16 protein-coding genes are annotated in these 17,224 nt (G+C 68.7%); 13 read left to right on the top strand and 3 right to left on the bottom strand.

What is annotated here, in order from left to right; genetic code table 11:
- Window positions 1-182 precede the first annotated feature (182 nt).
- From ACZ5V4_RS16955 to ACZ5V4_RS16900, 12 genes are all read left to right on the top strand, one after another.
- Entirely contained in the window at window positions 183-530 is a 348-nt protein-coding gene (locus ACZ5V4_RS16955; RefSeq protein ID WP_464316050.1) for a DMT family protein, read from the top strand.
- A gap of 150 nt (window positions 531-680) precedes the next feature.
- Window positions 681-1,592: a branched-chain amino acid ABC transporter permease gene (locus ACZ5V4_RS16950; RefSeq protein WP_464316049.1), complete on the top strand. Its 912-nt coding sequence runs from the start codon at window positions 681-683 to the stop codon at window positions 1,590-1,592.
- A complete protein-coding gene (locus ACZ5V4_RS16945; protein ID WP_464316048.1) occupies window positions 1,576-2,784 on the top strand; it encodes an ABC transporter permease subunit in 1,209 nt (402 codons plus the stop codon). The genes ACZ5V4_RS16950 and ACZ5V4_RS16945 overlap by 17 nt, the downstream gene beginning before the upstream one ends.
- A complete protein-coding gene (locus ACZ5V4_RS16940) occupies window positions 2,781-3,500 on the top strand; it encodes an ABC transporter ATP-binding protein (protein WP_464316047.1) in 720 nt (239 codons plus the stop codon). Before ACZ5V4_RS16945 ends, ACZ5V4_RS16940 begins: the two co-directional genes overlap by 4 nt.
- A gap of 105 nt (window positions 3,501-3,605) precedes the next feature.
- Window positions 3,606-4,436 (top strand): DMT family transporter, encoded by an 831-nt coding sequence (locus ACZ5V4_RS16935; protein ID WP_464316046.1) that lies wholly within the window; start codon window positions 3,606-3,608, stop codon window positions 4,434-4,436.
- Between the two features lie 13 nt (window positions 4,437-4,449).
- The gene (locus ACZ5V4_RS16930; RefSeq protein ID WP_464316045.1) at window positions 4,450-5,328 is read left to right on the top strand and encodes a DMT family transporter; all 879 of its coding nucleotides are present in this window, start codon (window positions 4,450-4,452) and stop codon (window positions 5,326-5,328) included.
- Window positions 5,329-5,385: 57 nt separating this feature from the next.
- Window positions 5,386-5,988, top strand: a complete 603-nt coding sequence (locus ACZ5V4_RS16925) for a LysM peptidoglycan-binding domain-containing protein (RefSeq protein ID WP_464316044.1) — start codon at window positions 5,386-5,388, stop codon at window positions 5,986-5,988.
- 146 nt (window positions 5,989-6,134) lie between these two features.
- Window positions 6,135-6,983 (top strand): DMT family transporter, encoded by an 849-nt coding sequence (locus tag ACZ5V4_RS16920; RefSeq protein ID WP_464316043.1) that lies wholly within the window; start codon window positions 6,135-6,137, stop codon window positions 6,981-6,983.
- Window positions 6,983-7,699 carry a hypothetical protein gene (locus ACZ5V4_RS16915; RefSeq protein WP_464316042.1) on the top strand — a complete coding sequence of 239 codons (717 nt, stop codon included), beginning with the start codon at window positions 6,983-6,985 and terminating at the stop codon, window positions 7,697-7,699. The genes ACZ5V4_RS16920 and ACZ5V4_RS16915 overlap by 1 nt, the downstream gene beginning before the upstream one ends.
- Window positions 7,700-7,759: 60 nt before the next feature.
- The gene (locus tag ACZ5V4_RS16910; RefSeq protein ID WP_464316041.1) at window positions 7,760-9,124 is read left to right on the top strand and encodes a protoporphyrinogen/coproporphyrinogen oxidase; all 1,365 of its coding nucleotides are present in this window, start codon (window positions 7,760-7,762) and stop codon (window positions 9,122-9,124) included.
- 10 nt (window positions 9,125-9,134) lie between these two features.
- Entirely contained in the window at window positions 9,135-10,235 is a 1,101-nt protein-coding gene (locus ACZ5V4_RS16905; RefSeq protein ID WP_464316040.1) for a M24 family metallopeptidase, read from the top strand.
- Window positions 10,232-10,498: a DUF4911 domain-containing protein gene (locus tag ACZ5V4_RS16900; RefSeq protein ID WP_464316039.1), complete on the top strand. Its 267-nt coding sequence runs from the start codon at window positions 10,232-10,234 to the stop codon at window positions 10,496-10,498. Before ACZ5V4_RS16905 ends, ACZ5V4_RS16900 begins: the two co-directional genes overlap by 4 nt.
- Before the next feature lie 156 nt (window positions 10,499-10,654).
- On the opposite strand, the gene cadR is transcribed toward ACZ5V4_RS16900, so the two are convergent.
- Window positions 10,655-11,128 carry a Cd(II)/Pb(II)-responsive transcriptional regulator gene (gene cadR, locus ACZ5V4_RS16895; RefSeq protein ID WP_464316038.1) on the bottom strand — a complete coding sequence of 158 codons (474 nt, stop codon included), beginning with the start codon at window positions 11,126-11,128 and terminating at the stop codon, window positions 10,655-10,657.
- Between the two features lie 106 nt (window positions 11,129-11,234).
- Here cadR and ACZ5V4_RS16890 point away from each other — a divergent pair, with 106 nt between their 5' ends.
- Complete coding sequence (locus ACZ5V4_RS16890; protein WP_464316037.1) at window positions 11,235-13,424, top strand: heavy metal translocating P-type ATPase; 2,190 nt, start codon at window positions 11,235-11,237, stop codon at window positions 13,422-13,424.
- Window positions 13,425-13,554: 130 nt separating this feature from the next.
- Here ACZ5V4_RS16890 and ACZ5V4_RS16885 read toward each other — a convergent pair whose 3' ends face one another.
- Together ACZ5V4_RS16885 and ACZ5V4_RS16880 are read right to left on the bottom strand one after the other, a co-directional pair.
- Window positions 13,555-15,903 (bottom strand): mechanosensitive ion channel domain-containing protein, encoded by a 2,349-nt coding sequence (locus tag ACZ5V4_RS16885; protein WP_464316036.1) that lies wholly within the window; start codon window positions 15,901-15,903, stop codon window positions 13,555-13,557.
- 146 nt (window positions 15,904-16,049) lie between these two features.
- Window positions 16,050-16,952, bottom strand: a complete 903-nt coding sequence (locus ACZ5V4_RS16880) for an AraC family transcriptional regulator (RefSeq protein WP_464316035.1) — start codon at window positions 16,950-16,952, stop codon at window positions 16,050-16,052.
- Between the last annotated feature and the right edge of the window lie 272 nt (window positions 16,953-17,224).

Below are 17,224 nucleotides of genomic sequence, written 5' to 3'. Positions count from 1 at the left end.
GCCTCGCCGCATCGTGGGCAGGGCAGCCTCGCGGCGGGAGGTCCCCCTTGCCCGGCAAGAGGCTTGCGCCCGCCCCGGAAAGGGCCTAGGTGCTTCTGCGCCTCCGCCGGGAGCAAACCGCCGGAAGCGCGCCATCACACGCCAGGCCCGCGCGAGGGCCTGGCAAACAGGGGCTTACCGCGATGTTCTCACGCACCGTCCTCACCACTGTGGGCCTGCTCGTGGCCTCCAACGTGTTCATGACCTTCGCCTGGTACGCGCACCTGAAGAACCTGCACTCGCGCCCCTGGTGGATCGCGGCGCTTTTTTCCTGGGGCATCGCGCTCTTCGAGTACATGCTCCAGGTCCCGGCCAACCGCATCGGCTTCGGCCAGCTCACGCTGCCGCAGCTCAAGATCATGCAGGAGGTGATCACCCTCTCGGTGTTCGCGCCCTTCTCCATCTGGTACATGAACCAGCCCCTCAAGCTCGACCACCTCTGGGCCGGGCTCTGCCTGGTGGGCGCGGTGTACTTCATCTTCCGCTCGTAAGCGCCAGGGGCGAGAAAAATAATCAGCCCGGCAAAGGGTCCGCAGCCTTGACGAAAACGGCATTCGTCTGCTCAAACAACGGCTCCCCGAACGCCGGGGAGGGGCATCCTCTTCAACCTTGAACGCCCGAGACGAGACCACCCGCGAACCATGGACTTCTTTCTCCAGCAGCTCATCAACGCCGTGACCCTGGGCGGCTTCTACGCCCTGATCGCCCTGGGCTACACCATGGTCTACGGCATCATCCAGCTCATCAACTTCGCCCACGGAGAGTTCTTCGCCGCAGGCGGCTACATGGGCGTCATCCTGCTGGCCTGGATGGACTCCCAGGGCTACATGCAGACCCATCCATGGCTCTGCCTGAGCATCGCCTTCCTGCTCTCCATGGGCTACTGCGCCATGATGGCCATGGGCGTGGAGAAGGTGGCCTACAAGCCGCTGCGCAAGGCGTCCAAGCTCTCGGTGCTGCTTTCGGCGCTGGGCATGTCGATCTTCCTGCAGAACGGCCTCATGCTCACCCAGGGCGTCTACGACAAGACCTACCCCGGCGTGTACGCCAAGGGCGCGTTCCAGGTGGGCGAGTTCAACTTCACCTACCTGCAGATCATCGCCCTCAGCGTCACGGCGCTCCTCATGGTGGGCCTGAACCGCCTCGTGTACCGCACGCGCCTGGGCAAGGCCATGCGCGCCACCGCCCAGGACAGGGTCATGGCCACCCTGGTGGGCATAAGCTCCGACAGGATCATCTCCGTCACCTTCGCCATCGGCGCGGCCCTGGCGGCGGCCTCGGGCATCCTGGTGGGCCTGTACTTCGGCTCCGTGCGCTACGACATGGGCTTCGTGCCGGGCATCAAGGCCTTCGCGGCCGCCGTGCTGGGCGGCATCGGCTCCATCACCGGGGCCATGCTCGGGGGGCTTATCATCGGGGCGACGGAAATCTTCACGGCGGCCTACATCTCCGGCGAATACAAGGACGTCTTCGCCTTCGTGATCCTCATCGCCGTGCTCTACTTCAGACCAACCGGCCTCATGGGCGAGAACATCAATGACACCCGCGTCTAAGGGCCTGGCCGGAAGGCTCGCCATCGGCGCGCTCTGGCTGTTTCTGCTGATCTGGCCCATGACCGGCATCACGGCCGGGGGCCTGGAGTTCGCCAAGGCGGCGAAGATCACCGGGTCCGCGCTCCTGGCCGCGCTCGTCTGCCTGGCGCTGTGGAAGCTCAAGTCCCGGGTGGACCTGGGCACGGACAGGCTCTTCGCCACCGCCTCCCACGCCGCCTCGCGCGTGCCGGGCTGGCTGTGGAAGGCCCTTGGGCTCGCCGTGCTGATCGGCTTTCCGCTGATCGCCTCGCGCTACGGGCGCGACGTGGCCATCAACGTGCTCGTCTACGTGACCCTTGGCCTGGGGCTGAACATCGTGGTGGGCCTGGCCGGGCTTCTGGACCTCGGCTACATCGCCTTCTACGGCGTGGGGGCCTACACCTACGCCCTGCTCTCGGTGCACTACGAGCTCTCCTTCTGGCTGGCCCTGCCGCTGTGCGCCGTCTTCGCGGCCGTGGCCGGGTGCGTCATCGGCTACCCCACGCTGCGCATGCGCGGCGACTACCTGGCCATCGTCACCCTGGGCTTCGGCGAGATTTTGCGCCTGGTGCTGAACAACTGGATGAAGCTCACCGGCGGCCCCAACGGGATACTCGGCATCAAGGCGCCCGCGATCTACTGGCCCGACCCCGAGAACGGCTGGGAGATCGCCCGGATGCTCATCAGGAGCCCCCTGTCGCAGTACTACCTGATCCTGGGCATCGCGCTGGTGACCATCGTCGCCGTGAGAAGGCTGGCGGATTCGCGCGTGGGCCGCGCCTGGGAGGCCATCCGCGAGGACGAGACAGCCGCCTCGCTCATGGGCGTGAACACCTTCGCGCTGAAACTCCTGGCCTACGCCATGGGCGCGGTGTTCGGCGGGCTGGCCGGCGCGTTCTTCGCGGCCAAGATGCGCTTCGTGTCGCCGGGGTCGTTCACGTTCATCGAGTCGGCCATGGTCCTGGCCATGGTGGTGCTGGGCGGCATGGGCTCGATCCCGGGCATCGTCCTGGGGGCGCTGGCGCTCATCGCCCTGCCCGAGGTCTTCCGCGACTTCGAGCAGTACCGCATGCTCGTGTTCGGGGCGGCCATGGCCTTCATGATGCTCTTCAGACCGGCCGGGCTCATTCCGGCGGCGCGCGTGGGCAAGCGCTCCGAGGAGGAACACTCGTGAGCGCGCCGGTGCTCGAACTTCGCGACGTGTCCGCCGGATGGGGCCGCGCCCCCGCCGTGCGCGGCCTGTGGCTGCGCGTGGAGCCCGGCGAGATCGTGACCATCATCGGGGCCAACGGCGCGGGCAAGTCCACCACGCTCATGACCATAAGCGGAATCCTGCGGCCCATGGCCGGCCAAGTGGTCTACGACGGCCACGACATCGCCTCCATCGCGCCCGAGAAGCTGCCCAGCATGGGGCTTTGCCAGGTGCCCGAGGGCAGGCGCATCTTCCCCAGGCTCACCGTGGCCGAGAACCTGGAGATGGGGGCCTATTTCCGCAAGGATTTCGAAGCAGTGAAGCGCGACCTGGCCCACGTGTTCGCCCTCTTCCCGCGCCTCAAGGAGCGCCGCGACCAGCACGGCGGCACCCTCTCCGGCGGCGAGCAGCAGATGCTGGCCATCGGGCGCGCGCTCATGGGCAGGCCGAAGCTCCTTCTCCTGGACGAGCCCTCGCTGGGGCTCGCGCCGCTCATCGTGGAGCACATCTTCGCCATCATCCGCCGCGTCAACGAGGAGGAGGGCATGACCGTGCTGCTCGTGGAGCAGAACGCCAACCTGGCCCTCAAGCTGGCCCACAGGGGTTACGTGATGGAGACGGGCGAAATATCCATGACCGGGGGAGGCCAGGAACTCCTGGACAACCCGGAAATCAGGAAGGCGTACCTGGGCGAGTAGCCCGGAAAGGCTGTCACAGATGAATCCGCATTGCTCGCTGCGGCCGGGGGGCGTTGCCCTTTCCGGCCTTTTTCCTCTTTACCGCCCCAACGGAAGGTTCCCCGGATGACCGGCAGAAACGCCGCCCTGGCCCTGGTCCTCACCGCCGTGCTCTGGTCCATCGGCGGCGTCTTCATCAAGTCCGTGGAGTGGAACCCGCTGGCCATCGCGGGGGCGCGCTCGGGCATCGCGGCCGTGTTTTTGGCCCTGGCCCTGGGGCGGCCGCAAATCCGCCTGAGCTGGCCGCTTGTCGGCGCGGCGGTGTCCACGGCCGCGTGCATGCTCATGTTCGTCACGGCCACGCGCCTGACCACGGCGGCCAACGCCGTGATGCTCCAGTACCTGGCCCCCATCCACGTGGCGCTTCTCGCCCCGCGCTTCTTGGGCGAGCCCACGCGCCCGAGCGACTGGGCCGCCCTGGGCCTGGCGCTGTGCGGCATGGTGCTCTTCTTCTGGGAGGACGTCTCGCCCCAGGGCAAACTCGGCATCACCCTGGCCGTGGGGTCGAGCTTCGCCTTCGCGGGCATCCCGCTCTTCCTGCGCCGCCTGGGCGGCCGCGGCGGCCAGACCGAGGCCGTGCTCCTGGGCAACGCGCTCCTCTGCCTGGTCTGCACGCCCTTCTACTTCTCCGGCCCCCTGCCGGACGCCAAGGGTATCGGCGCGCTTCTCGTGCTGGGGCTTATCCAGACCGGGCTGGCCTACTTCATCTACACCAAGGCCATCCGCCACGTGCGCGCCCTGCCCGCCATAATCATCCCGGTGATCGAGCCCATCCTGAACCCCGTATGGGTGTTCCTCTTCATCGGCGAGAAGCCCTCGGCCACGGCCCTTGCCGGAGGCTTGGTGGTGCTCGGCGCGGCCACCATGCAGGGCTATTTCGCGGCCCGGGCGAGATGAGGGCCACGGCGCCATGAGCCTGACCACCCTGAAGCTCTTCGCCACCGCCGTGATCTGGGGCGGCACGTTCATCGCCGGGAGGATGCTCGGCCCGGAGATCAGCGCGTTCCCGGCCTCGTTTCTGCGCTTCGTGGCCGCCAACGTCTTCCTCGTGGCCTTCTTCCTCTGGAAGGAGGGCACGCTGCCGCGCTTCGACGCCAAGATGATCATCATCCTTCTGGGACTCGGGGCCACGGGCGTGTTCGGCTACAACGCCTTCTTCCTCTGGGGGCTGAAAAGCGTGCCCGCCGGACGCGCGGCCATCATCGTGGCGGGCAACCCCGTGTTCATCGCGCTCTTTTCCTGGCTCCTGTTCAGGGAGCCGCTCGGCAAGCTCAAGGCCCTGGGCATCGCGCTCTGCCTGACCGGGGCCGCCGTGGTCATCGGCCGGGGCAACCCGCTGGGGCTCTTCTCCGGCGAACTGAGCCTGGGCGACCTGGCCATCGCCGGGGCCATGCTCTCCTGGGTGAGCTATTCGCTTTTGGGCAAGCAGGTGATGGGCAGGCTGACCCCGCTGGCCGCAGTGACGTTCTCCTGCCTGGCCGGGATGCTCATGCTCCTGCCCCCGGCCCTGGCCGACGGGCTCGCGACCCAGGCCGCCAGCCTGTCGCTCACGGGCTGGGCCTGCATCCTCTACCTGGGGATCTTCGGCACGGGCGTGGGCTTCGTGTGGTTCTATCAGGGCATCAAGGAGATCGGGGCTTCGCGCGCGGCGGTGTTCATCAACTTCGTGCCCGTCTCGGCGGCCATCATGGGCGCGCTTATGCTTGGCGAAGCCATCAACGCCCCCATCGTGGCGGGCGGGGCACTGGTGCTCGCGGGCGTGGCCCTGACCAACCGCCCGGCCAGATAGGGCTTGCTCCAGACTTCCTGAATTGTTAGGGCTGCTTGCAAACAGAAAGGAGTAGGCATGGCCCGGACGGTTCACCGCCTCTGCGCGAAGCTTCTCGCGGCGCTGGCCGTGGCGCTTCTCTGCTCCCCGCCCTGCCAGGCCCTCGAACACGCCGTGCGTCCGGGCGAGACCTTGCGCGGCGTGGCCCGCGCCTACAAGGTCAGCCCCGCCCTGCTCGCCCGCGCCAACAGACTCAAACCCGACGCGAAGATCAGATCCGGCGCGATCCTGACCATCCCGAGCCTCGCGGCCGCCCTGCCTCCGCCCGTGGCGGACCATCGCGACTTGATCGCGGGAAAGCCCGTGGCCGGGGTCAAGGGCCTGGGCGGCAAGCGCCCTGGGGAGGCCCGCCAACGGCCGGACAACGTGGTGGTGACCCCGAACACCCGCCCTGCCGCCGAATCCGTGACGCCCAACTCGCCCGTGGACCGCGACCCCAAGACCTTCGGGCGCAGCACAGCCGGGGTCCGGGCCACCTTCCAGACCGACCCGGACACGGAGGTCATCGGCATCCTGGGCGCGCCGGACGGCCCGGGCGCGGCCTACAGGCCCTACGGCAAGCCCGAGCCACAGACGGGGAGTTCGCCGTCCGGCGGGGTGCTCCTCAAGCGCAGCTTCTGATCCCGGCCTTGCCCGCGCCAGGAAGCAGGCCCCGCGCCCGCCAGTCCTGAAGCACCCTCAGCGAGCCGTCCCGGCGCAACCGGACCGGAAAGGTTCCTCGTGATTGTCCTTTCTTTCCCGGCCGCATGCGGCTAGAAAAGCCCGTCATGTTCACCGGATATGCGCTCGTTGCCCTGGCCGCCCTGCTTTGGGGCATGATCGGCCCCCTCTCCAAGTACGCCTTCCAGTCCGGCATGCCCGCCCTGGAGGTCGCCTTCTGGCGCGCCACCCTGGCCTGGGTGCTCTACGCGGCCCACGCCCTGGCCATCAGGCGCGTGAAAATCGACGGCCGCGACCTGCCGTGGGTGCTGGGCTTCGGCGTGGTGTGCATCTTCGGGCTCTTCGGCAGCTACGTGCTGGCCGTGCGCGAGGGCGGGGCCGCTCTGGCCTCGGTGCTTCTCTACACCGCGCCCGCGTGGGTTGCGCTCCTGGCCTGGAAGCTTCTCGGCGAAAAGATGACCCCGGCCAAGGTGGGCGCGGTGGCGCTCACGGTGCTGGGCGTGGCGGGCGTGAGCCTGGGCGGCGGGCTGGACGGCGGCATCAACGCCCAGGCCCTGGGCTTCGGGCTTCTCTCGGGGCTCACCTACGCGCTCTACTACATCTTCGGCAAAGCCTTCCTCTCACGCTACCCCACGCCCACGATCTTTCTCTACGCCCTGCCCGCCGGCGCGGCCTGCATGACGCCGTTCTTCAGCTTCGGCCCGCACCCGCTCGAGGTCTGGATCGCCTGCGCGGTGCTGGCCGTATGCAGCACCTACGGGGCCTACTCGCTCTACTACGCGGGCCTGAGGCGCATCGAGGCCAGCCGCGCCGCCGTGATCGCCACCCTGGAGCCCGTGGTGGCCGCGCTCCTGGCCTTCTCGCTCTTCGGCGAGAGCTTCACCGCCTTCGGCTACCTGGGCTCAGGACTGATCCTGACCGCCGTGGTCATGACCATCTTCGCCGGGAGGCGCTGATGTTTCTCACACACCCCGCGCCGGGCAACCTGCGCATCCTGGACACGGCCCCGCTTCCCACGCCCTCGCAGGAGGCGCTCGAGCGCGTGGATGAGCTCTGGCGTCAAAGCCTGGAGCGCGTCCCCGGGCTCTTCGACGGGCGCGTCTTCAGCCTGGAGCGCTTCGAGGGCGGCGACGCCGTGGGTTTCCTGGCCCCGTACAAGTGGTACCTGGCGCAACTGGCCGAGCCGGAACTCTACTCCGAGCTTCGCGTGCGCTCCCTGGCCCTGAGCGGGCTGGTGGTCGCCTCCGGCCACCTCTTCTTCGGGCTGCGCAGGCGGAACCTGGCCGTGGAGCCGAACCAGTGGGAGACCGCGCCCTCGGGCACCCTGGACGCCTCCATCCGCGAACCGGACGGGTCGATCTCCTGGAGGGGGGCGTTCGCGGCCGAACTGCGCGAGGAGCTGGGCATCGACCCCGCCGCCTGCGATCCCAGGCCCTTCGCCCTGGTGGAGGACACCGGGACGCGCATCATCGAGACCGGGCTTCTCTTGGAGCTCCCCATGGACCATCGCGACGTCCTGGCCGCGTACGTGGGCAGCCCCGCGCCCGAGCACTGCGAGATGGCCGCCGTGCCGCTTCACGACGTGGCCCGCTTCCTCAAGGAGCGCGCGGCAGCCATGACCGGGGCCTGCCCGCACCTGGTGGCCGCCTCCGGGCTCATCCCGGCTTCCTGACGCCTGGAAAACGGCTCGTATCTTGCATTAAAAAGCGCGTCTCTTCACGGAGGAAGAAACGTGCGTCACAAATACATCATCGTGGGCGCCGGCCCCACCGGCTTGGGCGCCGCCCGCAGGCTCGCCGAGCTCGGCGAGCGCGATTTCGTCGTGCTCGAGGCCAACTCCTACCCCGGCGGGCTCGCCGCCAGCTTCAAGGACTCCCAGGGCTTCACCTGGGACGTGGGCGGGCACGTGGTCTTCTCGCACTACGAGTACTTCGACCGCATGCTGGATGACGCCCTGGGCGGCGACTACCTGGAGCACCAGCGCGAGGCCTGGGTGCGCATCGCCGGGACCTGGGTGCCCTACCCCTTCCAGAACAACATCCGCCACCTGCCCAAGGACCTGGCCTGGGAGTGCGTGCGCGGGCTCCTGCCCGGCGTGCGCCCCGAGAACGCGGGCGATCCGGCCAACTTCCACGAGTGGATCCTCAGGGTGTTCGGCCAGGGCATCGCGAAGCTCTTCATGGAGCCCTACAACTTCAAGGTCTGGGCCACGCCGCCGGAGCTCATGGGCTACAAGTGGATCGGCGAGCGCGTGAGCGTCATCGACCTGGAAAAGGTGCTCAAAAACGTCATCCTGGAACTGAACGACGTCTCCTGGGGCCCCAACAACACCTTCCGCTTCCCGCTCAAGGGCGGCACTGGGGAGATCTACCGCAGGGTGGCGGCCAAGCTCGCGGGCCACATCCGCTACGATTTCCCGGTCAGGGGCGTGGACCCCGCCGCGAAGACGGTGCTCGGCCCGGACGGGGCGGCGATCGAGTACGAGCGCCTGCTCTTCACCGGCCCGCTGGACATCCTGGCCCGCACGCTCCTGGCCACGGCCCCGGACGCGGTGCGCCGGGCCGCCGACGGGCTCAAGCACAGCGGCGGCTACATCGGTGGCGTGGGCGTGGAAGGCCCCAAGACCGACGAGCGCTGCTGGATGTATTTCCCCGAGTCCGACAACCCCTTCTACCGCGTGACCAACTTCCACCACTACTCGCCCAACAACACCCCGGACCCCGACGGCATGACCACGCGCATGCGCGCCTACATGACCGAGGTGAGCTTCTCCGAGCACAAGCCCGAGAACGCCGCGCACCTGGACAGCGTGGTGGACGGTCTTGTAAACGTGTCGCTCATGACGCCAAGGGAACGGGACGCCATCGTCTCCACCTGGGAGATGCGCCTCGACTACTCCTACCCCGTGCCCACCCTGGGCCGCGACGCGGCCCTGCGCACGATCCAGCCCTGGCTGGAGTCCGTGGGCATCTTCGGCAGGGGCCGCTTCGGCGGCTGGAAGTACGAGGTGAGCAACATGGACCACTCGGTGATGCAGGGCGTGGAGTGGGCCGAACGCATGGTGACCGGCAAGGCCGAAACCACTTACGCCCTCTGAAGGTTCATCCGTGACCGACGCTCCCTTTTCGCCGGACGTGTACGCCGCCCGGCGCGAGAAACTGCGCGCCCGCATCCGCGATGCGGGGCACACCGCGCTTCTGGTCTCCCACGCGGCCAACCGCTACTACCTGAGCGGCTTCGAACTGCACGACTCCCAGTGCAACGAGTCCTCTGGCATGCTCCTGATCGGCGCTGACGGCCGCGACAAGCTGCTCACCGACCCCCGGTTCCTGGACGCCGCGAGGCGGCTGTGGCCCGAGGACGACATCTTCATCTACACCGGCCACCGCCACGCGCAGATCAGGGAATTCATCGCCAAGGTCCACCAGGGCCCCCTGGCCTTCGAGAGCAGGGCCATGAGCGTGGACACCTGCGAGCACCTGCGCGAGACGCTCGCGCTCGTTCCCACCCACGGCCTCGTGGAGGACCTGCGCCGCATCAAGGAGCCCGCCGAGATCGAACGCCTGGACCGCTCCTGCGCGGTCAACGAGCGGGTCATGCGCGCGGCTCCGGACGAGATCCTGCCCGGGCGCAGCGAGGGCGAGGTGGCCTGGCGGCTCGAGCAGCTCTTCCGCGACTTCGGGGCCTCTGAGCTCGCGTTCTCGCCCATCGTGGCCGTGGACTCCAACGCCGCCCTGCCGCACGCCGAACCCGGGCGCGACCTGGTCAAGGAAGAGTGCATGGTGCTCGTGGACATGGGCGGACGCCACGGCGAGTACAACTCCGACCAGACCCGCACCTTCTGGGTCGGCAAGCGCCCGCCGGACTACTTCCGCAAGGCCCTGGAGCTGACCCAGATGGCCCAGGCCAAGGCCATCTCCGTGATCCGCCCGGGCCTGCCCATAAGCGAGGCCTACCACGCCGCGCGCTCCTACTTCGCGCAGTTCGGTGTGGAGAAGGCCTTCACCCACGCCCTGGGGCACGGCATCGGCCTGGAGACCCACGAATACCCGAGCCTCTCGCCCATCGCCGAAGGGGTGCTGGAGCCGGGCATGGTCATCACCGTGGAGCCTGGGCTCTACTACCCCGAGTGGGGCGGCATCCGCTGGGAGCACATGGTCGTCGTCACCGAGGACGGCCACCGCATCCTGGGCCAGGACGGGGCGTGAGCGAACCCAGGCCCCGCAGGCGCAAGACGCCCTACGCCGCCCCGCGCCGGTCGTCACGGATCTACGTGGGGATCGCGCGGGAGAACGTGGGGCTCCTCAAGTTCCTGCTGGAGGCCCACGGCCACCTGGGGATCATGAGCGTGCTCGACCGCCACGCCGCCGTGGCCCAAATTGCCTACTCCCCGGACTGCGAGCGCGAGCTGCGGGCCTTCCTTGAGGAAGCCGCCCAGACCGTGCCACTTCGAGAACTGAAAATCGCCTGACCAAGGCCAAGGCGGCCCGGAAGTGCATGCCGCGCTCCCGGGCCGCCTCGTTTCGCCCCCCCCTTGCTCCCGCGCGGGCCGCTCCATCGTCGGAAAGAAACCTGTCGCGACGGCCTCCTCCACGCGACCGGAGAGGACTGCCACCGACGAGCGGGCCTAGGACGCGTTTTTCGCGTGCGCGCAGCGCGCCCCGCGCACGTGCGGCTCCAGGCAGCCCTTGGCGGCGCGGCCGTCCTCCACGGGCTCGGAGAGCTCGTGCAGGATGGCGCAGTCCGACACCGCCCGAATCCTGGCGCACCTGCCACGCAGGGCGGTGAGCTGGCCCTTCAGGGCCGTGAGCCTCTCGATGCGCTCGGCCACGTGCTCGATGTGCTCGTCGAGGATCACGTTGACCTCGTTGCAGTCCTTGCACGGGTCGAGCTTCAGCTGGATGAGCGCGCGGATCTCCCCCAGGGACATCTCGAGCGTCCGGCAGTTGCGGATGAAACTCAACGCCTCCAGGTGCTCCGCGCCGTACACGCGGTAGTTGTTGGCCCCGCGCTCCGGTTCGGGCAATAACCCCTCGCGCTCGTAGTAGCGCACGGTCTCCACCGTGCAGCCGGCCCTCCCGGCCAGGTCCCCTATCTTCATCGCTTCCTCCTGGAAAACGCTTGACCCTGAAGTTACTCCAGGGTGTCTACTCTGGCAAGCCGTGGGCCGAAAGGCCCGAATATGTTTCCAGAGAAGAAGGAATCCCATGAATTCGTTGACGTTTCGCATCATGGACATGGACTGCGCCGAGGAGGTGGCCATCCTCACCCGGGCCCTGGAGCCCCTGGTGGGCGACAAGGACCGGCTCAGCTTCGACCTCCTGGAGCGCAAATTGAAGGTGGATGTCGAAGGCTTGCAACTGGCCCAGGAGCAGATCGAACAGGCCGTGCGCGCCACCGGCATGAAGGCCGAGCCCGTGGCCCAGGCCCTGGCTGCCTGCTCCTGCTGCGGCGGCACCTGCGCCACCCGGGGGGGCTTCTGGGCGCGGCGGGGCCGAGAGGCGCTCTGCGCCGTGAGCGGCGCGCTCTGGGCCTCGGGGCTCGGCCTGATGATGGCGGAGCACGGATCGCTGTTGGCTGCCTTCAGGCACAGCAGCGAGGCCCCCGTGGCGGCCAAGGCCCTGTGGATCGCGGCGGCCCTGGCCGGAGTGTGGCACGTGCTGCCCAAGGCCGCGCACTCGCTGCGCACCCTGCGCCCGGACATGAACCTGCTCATGGTCCTGGCGTGCAGCGGGGCCATGGCCATCGGCGAATACTCCGAGGGCGCGTCCGTGGCCTTCCTCTTCGCCCTGGCCAACCAGCTCGAAGCCTGGAGCGTGGGCCGCGCCAGAAACGCCATCCACGCCCTCATGACCCTGGCCCCGGACAAGGCCCTGGTGTTCTCGCCCTTCACCTTCGGCCCGGTGGAGACGCCGGTGGAGGAAGTGCGGCCGGGCTCCGTCATCCTGGTGCGCCCCGGCGACCGCATCCCCCTGGACGGCGAGGTGCGCTCGGGCGCGTCCAGCGTGGACCAGTCCCCCATCACGGGCGAGTCCATGCCCGTGCCCAAGTCCCCGGGCGACCAGGTGTTCGCGGGCACCATCAACGCCGAGGGCGCGCTGGAGGTGAAGACCACCCGGGCCGCCTCGGACACCACCCTGGCCAGGATCATGCGCATGGTGGAGGACGCCCAGTCCAGGCGCGCCAAGGCCGTGCAGTGGGTGGAGAAGTTCGCGGCCGTGTACACGCCGGTGATGGTCGGCGTGTCGCTCCTCTTCGCGGTGATCCCCCCGCTTTTCGCGGGCGAGCCCTGGGACAAGTGGATCTACGAGGCCCTGGTGATCCTCGTGATCTCGTGCCCGTGCGCCCTGGTGATCTCCACGCCCGTGAGCGTGGTGGCCGCCCTGGCCTCGGCCGCGCGCAACGGCGTTTTGGTCAAGGGCGGGGTGTTTCTGGAGGTCCCGGCCACGCTGGACGCCGTGGCCCTGGACAAGACCGGCACCCTGACCCGCGGCAGGCCCGCCGTGACGGGCGTGGCCTGCCTGAACGGAACCTCCGAGGCCGGGCTCCTGGCCGTGGCCGCCGCCCTGGAGTCGCGCAGCAGCCATCCGGTGGCCCTGGCCGTGATGCGCCACGCCGCCGCGCTCGGCGTGGACGTGCCCCAGGTGCGGGACGCTCAGGCCAGGCCGGGCCTCGGCGCGCAGGGCGTGGTCCACGGGGCCGCGCACTACGTGGGCAACCCGCGCTTCCTCAGGGAGACGGGCGTGGCGCCGGTATCGAGCGAGATCGAGGAGACTATCGGGCGCATGGAGGATTCGGCGGCCACGGTGGTCTGCGTGTGGACCGAAGGCCGCGTGCTCGGCTGCCTCTCGGTGGCGGACGAGGTCAGGCCGCAATCCAGGCAGGCCGTGGGGGAGCTCGCGGCCCTGGGCGTTGGCACGGTGGTCATGCTCACGGGCGACAACGCCCGGACCGCCGCCAAGATCGCCAGCGAGGCCGGAGTGACGCAATTCCGGGCCGACCTCTTGCCCGAGGACAAGACCCGCGCGGTCCAGGAGCTGGTGGATTCCGGGCGGCGCGTGGCCATGGTGGGCGACGGAGTGAACGACGCCCCGGCCCTGGCCGCCTCGCATCTGGGCGTGGCCATGGGCTCCGTCGGCACGGACGTGGCCATCGAGACGGCGGACGTGGCGCTCATGTCCGACGACCTCTCCAAGCTGCCCTGGCTCATCGGGCACTCGCGCAGGACCATGGGGGTGATCAAGGCCAACATCGGCTTCGCCCTGGGCGTGAAGGCGGTGTTCCTCGTGCTGGCGGCCATGCAGATGGCCACGCTCTGGACGGCCATCCTGGCGGACCTGGGCTCGTCGCTTTTGGTGATCTTCAACGGCCTGCGGCTTCTGCGCATCAGGCGTTAGCCGACGCGTCCCGGCGTCCCACGGGCCTGCCCCTGTCCGGCTCCGCCAACCGGGGCGGGCTCGTGAACCGGCGGCCACCCCGTCCGGCCAGCCGGGCACGACCGGCCCGTGAAGCGCGCCCGCGCCGGGGCTATTCCGCCTTGGGTTTGGCGGCCTTCAGGGCCGCCAGCTTTTCCTCTTCCTCGGCGGCCAGGGCGCTCGCGGCGGCCGCGCCGAGGGCCTGACGGGCGGCCTCGTCCATCTGCTTCTCCCCGGCCGCCAGGGCGCTGAACTCCGGGGGGAAGTACACCGTCACGTTGCGGTGCGCGAACTCGATCCCGTTCTTCCTGAAGGCCTCCTGCACGCGGCGGTAGAGCTCCTTTTCGACCAGGAACTGGTGGCCCGGCACGGTCTTGAACTTGATGCGCAGGATCATGGCCGAATCTTCCATCTTGCGCACACCCATGGACTTGATGTCGCTCAGCATCCCCCGGCTGATCTCCTCGTTGGCCATCAGCTCCTTGTTGATGCGCTTGATGATCTTCCTGATCTTCTCGATGTCCGCGTCGTAGCGGACGCGGAAGTCGAGCTTGGAGATGATGTAGTCCCTGCTGTAGTTCTGCAGTATCTTGAGCCCGCCGTAGGGGATGGTGAAGACCATGCCCCGGGGGTGGCGCAGTTTCATGGAGCGCAGCGAGATCTGCTCCACCGTGCCCTTGGCCGTCCCGGCCTCCACGTAGTCCCCCACGCGGAAGGCGTCGTCGATGAGGAAGAACACGCCGGAGATGATGTCCTTGACCAGGGTCTGCGCGCCGAAGCCGATGGCCAGGCCGATGACGCCAGCGCCCGCGATGAGCGGCCCGATGTCCACGCCCAGCGAGGACAGGGCCACAAGCGAGCCCATGACCACGATCACGCACAGGAGGAACTTGCGCAGCAGCATGAGCAGCGTGGCGCTGCGCGAGCCCCCCGCCCCGCCGCCCTCCTCCATCTCGTCGCCGGGCAGGCTCGTCTCCTCGCTCAGCCTGCGGTCGATGCGGATGCGGATGACCTCCCAGACCAGAAGCCCGCCCACGCCCACCAGCAGGACGCTCAGCACGTTTCGCGCGAAAAGCCAGCCCAAGGGGATCTCCACCCCCCAGGTCTTGAGCATGGCGAAGGCCGCGAAAGCCACCAGGACCACCCGCAGGCTCTTGCGGATGAACGGGATGTAGTAGCGGATGGTCTTCCTGTCCGGGGCCGCCGGGTGGACCGGTTCGCCCGCGCCGCGCTCCTCCGGGGTCAGGTCGATGACCTCCCTGTCCTCCCCGGACGCGGCGGCCAGGAGCTTGCCCACCCACAGGTCCACGCCGATGGCGCACGGGATGAGGAACAGGCTCAGCACGAGCAGCAGGATGGTGGCGTCGCCCGAGAGGGCCTGCGAGCTCCAGAAGAAGCCGATGACCAGCGCGTAGGCCACGGCGGGGTAGTGCCAGAAGCGCGCCGCCAGGGCCCTGGCCCCGAAGTGCTGGCCGCCGTCCCCACCCAGGATCACCCCGGCCACCCGGGAGCGGTTGGCCAGGATCATGCCCGTGAGCAGAAGGCCCACCACCGGCCCGGCCTGGGCGTAGAGGATGTCCCCCAGGGCCGGGGCCTTGCCCAGATTCTTGAGGACCACGCCGGACACGCCCAAGAGGGCCGAAGCCAGGGCGATGGCCATGAGCCAGCGGTAGAGCGTGAGCGCGTCCTCGTCGCGGATGGGGATGAGCCGGGCCCCCCCGTCCTCCGGGGAGAGCAGCACGCGCGCCACGGCCTTGACGAGCAGGTAATAGGACAGCCCCACTATGGCGATGACCCCCATGGTGCGAACGTTGCCCGCCGCCGGGAGCAGGGCCATGTAGAGCGCGAAGGCGGCCAGGAAAAACGCCGCCACCGCGAGCGCGCTACGCAGGAGGTTGGAGAGGACCCTGCCCGTGCGGCCGAGCCCGGGCCCGTCCGGGAGCCCCGGGGAGCGCCTGGTCAGGGTGTCGCACAGCCTGCCCGCGCCCGCCGAGGCGGCCAGCGCCCCGGCGAGGACGGCGGCCAGCGCCAGCAGGGAATACAGGAGGCTCCGGGAGGTTCCGCCGCCGGTGAGGTTGCCCGCCACGTCCACTCCGGAGAGCTCCTCCTGGGCCTTGGCCAGGAGGCGTTCGTGGCGCGCAAGCCCCTCGCGCACGGACTTTTCCAGGCTCACGAACAGCCCGAGCAGGAAGCTGCCGTGCTCCTCCCCGCTGTCCTGCGCGGCCGGGGCGGCCTGGGCCGCGAGCTTGGCCTGAAGGAGGGCGCGCGCCTCCTCGTCGGTGAGCCTGGCCATGAAGGCCGGCACGTCCTGGGGGTCGGTGGGCTCCACCAGGGGGGCTTGAGCCTTGCCCGAGGGTTTCTTCATCCCAGGGACGGCCGCGATGCAGGCATGGGAAGCGAAAAGCGGGACGGCCAAGGCGAGCACGGCCAAGACTGCGAGGTGCCTGACCATAAAGATCATGCGGGGGTTCTCCGGGTACTGGAGCCGAAACGGCGCTCGGTTAAGCGGACGATACTCCTGCCACCCGATCCATCTCCATCAAATCACGCAAAAACACAAGGCCGCAGCCCGGCCGCGAGCCCGCTCCCGGACGGCGGCCCGGCCCGCTACCGCCCCCTGCGCATGTCCCTCTTCGGCGGCTCCCCGAAGAGCCGCTTGTACTCCCTGTTGAACTGCGTGGAGCTCTCGTAGCCCACGGCCAGGGCCGCGCTGGTGGCGTTCTCGCTCTCGGCGAGCATCAGGCGCTGGGCCTCGTAGAGGCGCAGGCGCTTGTGGAACTGCAAGGGGCTGAGGCTCGTCACTTCCTTGAAGTGCCGGTGGAACGTGGAGGTGGCCATGTTCACGAACCCGGCCAGCCTGTCCACCTGCAAGGGCTCCTTGAAGTTCGCCCGGAGCCAGGTGATGGCCTTGGCGATCTGGTTGCCCTGGGTGCCGTGCGTGTTCAGCCTGCGCAGGTGCCCGCCCTGCGGCCCGGCGAGCAGCCGGTAGTGGATCTCGCGCGTTATCAGCGGCGCGAGCACCGGTATCTGCTCGGGCCTTTCGAGCAGCTCCACCAGGCGCAAGAAGGCGTCCAGCACGTCCGGGTCCGCGTCCGCCACGGATATTCCCTTGCGGCAGCCCTTGTCCGGCCCGCCCGGCAGGGCGGTCTCGGCCGCGAGCCTGGTGATCAGGGCCTTGTCCAGGGTGAGCGACACCACCAGGAACGGCCGCTCCGGCGACGCGGAGGTGATGTAGGAGGTGCTCGGCATGTCCACCCCGGCCACCAGGCACTGGTTCTCGCCGTAGCGGTACTCCTCGGAGCCGATGATCGAGCGCTTGAACCCCTGGACGATCACCGCCACCAGGGGATCGGAGAAGCTGTTCTCGCAATTGACCGGTTCGTCGCGCCTGGAAATCCGCAGGCCCTCCACGGCGGTGCGGTGGACTCCCGGCGCGGGGGCCCAGCGCAACAGTTTCTCTTTCAGCAGGCTGTTCGCCTTCTCGAACTCGAAGCGCTTCTCGTTTTCCATTGCTGACCAACCCGTTGTTTTCAAAGTAAATAGCAGAAAACAGCGCCGGTGGCGCATGCCCTCAGATAATACGATCCTCTTGTCCTTGGTAGCCTCGTGAGAGAATCAGGCAAGAATTGGGCAGGATCGTGTCTACTGCCCCGCGGCCGGGGGACCTATATGCGCATCATCGGGAAATCGGGACCAGGGGAAGCGGGCGGCGCGGATCGCTGCCGGCCCGAGGCGAAAACGCACGGACGTTCGGCGAGCCGCCGCGACATCCCGAAGCTCCC

This window comes from Fundidesulfovibrio sp. YSD1 (assembly GCF_055397115.1).
This window is presented reverse-complemented; position numbering and strand designations above follow the sequence as displayed.

What these genes read in the sequence shown, in the direction of transcription:
- ACZ5V4_RS16955 (WP_464316050.1), top strand. Translation starts at nt 183, where the DNA reads ATGTTCTCACGCACCGTCCTCACCACTGTGGGCCTGCTCGTGGCCTCC.
- ACZ5V4_RS16950 (WP_464316049.1), top strand. Translation starts at nt 681, where the DNA reads ATGGACTTCTTTCTCCAGCAGCTCATCAACGCCGTGACCCTGGGCGGC.
- ACZ5V4_RS16945 (WP_464316048.1), top strand. Translation starts at nt 1,576, where the DNA reads ATGACACCCGCGTCTAAGGGCCTGGCCGGAAGGCTCGCCATCGGCGCG.
- ACZ5V4_RS16935 (WP_464316046.1), top strand. Translation starts at nt 3,606, where the DNA reads ATGACCGGCAGAAACGCCGCCCTGGCCCTGGTCCTCACCGCCGTGCTC.
- ACZ5V4_RS16930 (WP_464316045.1), top strand. Translation starts at nt 4,450, where the DNA reads ATGAGCCTGACCACCCTGAAGCTCTTCGCCACCGCCGTGATCTGGGGC.
- ACZ5V4_RS16925 (WP_464316044.1), top strand. Translation starts at nt 5,386, where the DNA reads ATGGCCCGGACGGTTCACCGCCTCTGCGCGAAGCTTCTCGCGGCGCTG.
- ACZ5V4_RS16920 (WP_464316043.1), top strand. Translation starts at nt 6,135, where the DNA reads ATGTTCACCGGATATGCGCTCGTTGCCCTGGCCGCCCTGCTTTGGGGC.
- ACZ5V4_RS16915 (WP_464316042.1), top strand. Translation starts at nt 6,983, where the DNA reads ATGTTTCTCACACACCCCGCGCCGGGCAACCTGCGCATCCTGGACACG.
- cadR (WP_464316038.1), bottom strand. Translation starts at nt 11,128, where the DNA reads ATGAAGATAGGGGACCTGGCCGGGAGGGCCGGCTGCACGGTGGAGACC.
- ACZ5V4_RS16890 (WP_464316037.1), top strand. Translation starts at nt 11,235, where the DNA reads ATGAATTCGTTGACGTTTCGCATCATGGACATGGACTGCGCCGAGGAG.
- ACZ5V4_RS16885 (WP_464316036.1), bottom strand. Translation starts at nt 15,903, where the DNA reads ATGATCTTTATGGTCAGGCACCTCGCAGTCTTGGCCGTGCTCGCCTTG.
- ACZ5V4_RS16880 (WP_464316035.1), bottom strand. Translation starts at nt 16,952, where the DNA reads ATGGAAAACGAGAAGCGCTTCGAGTTCGAGAAGGCGAACAGCCTGCTG.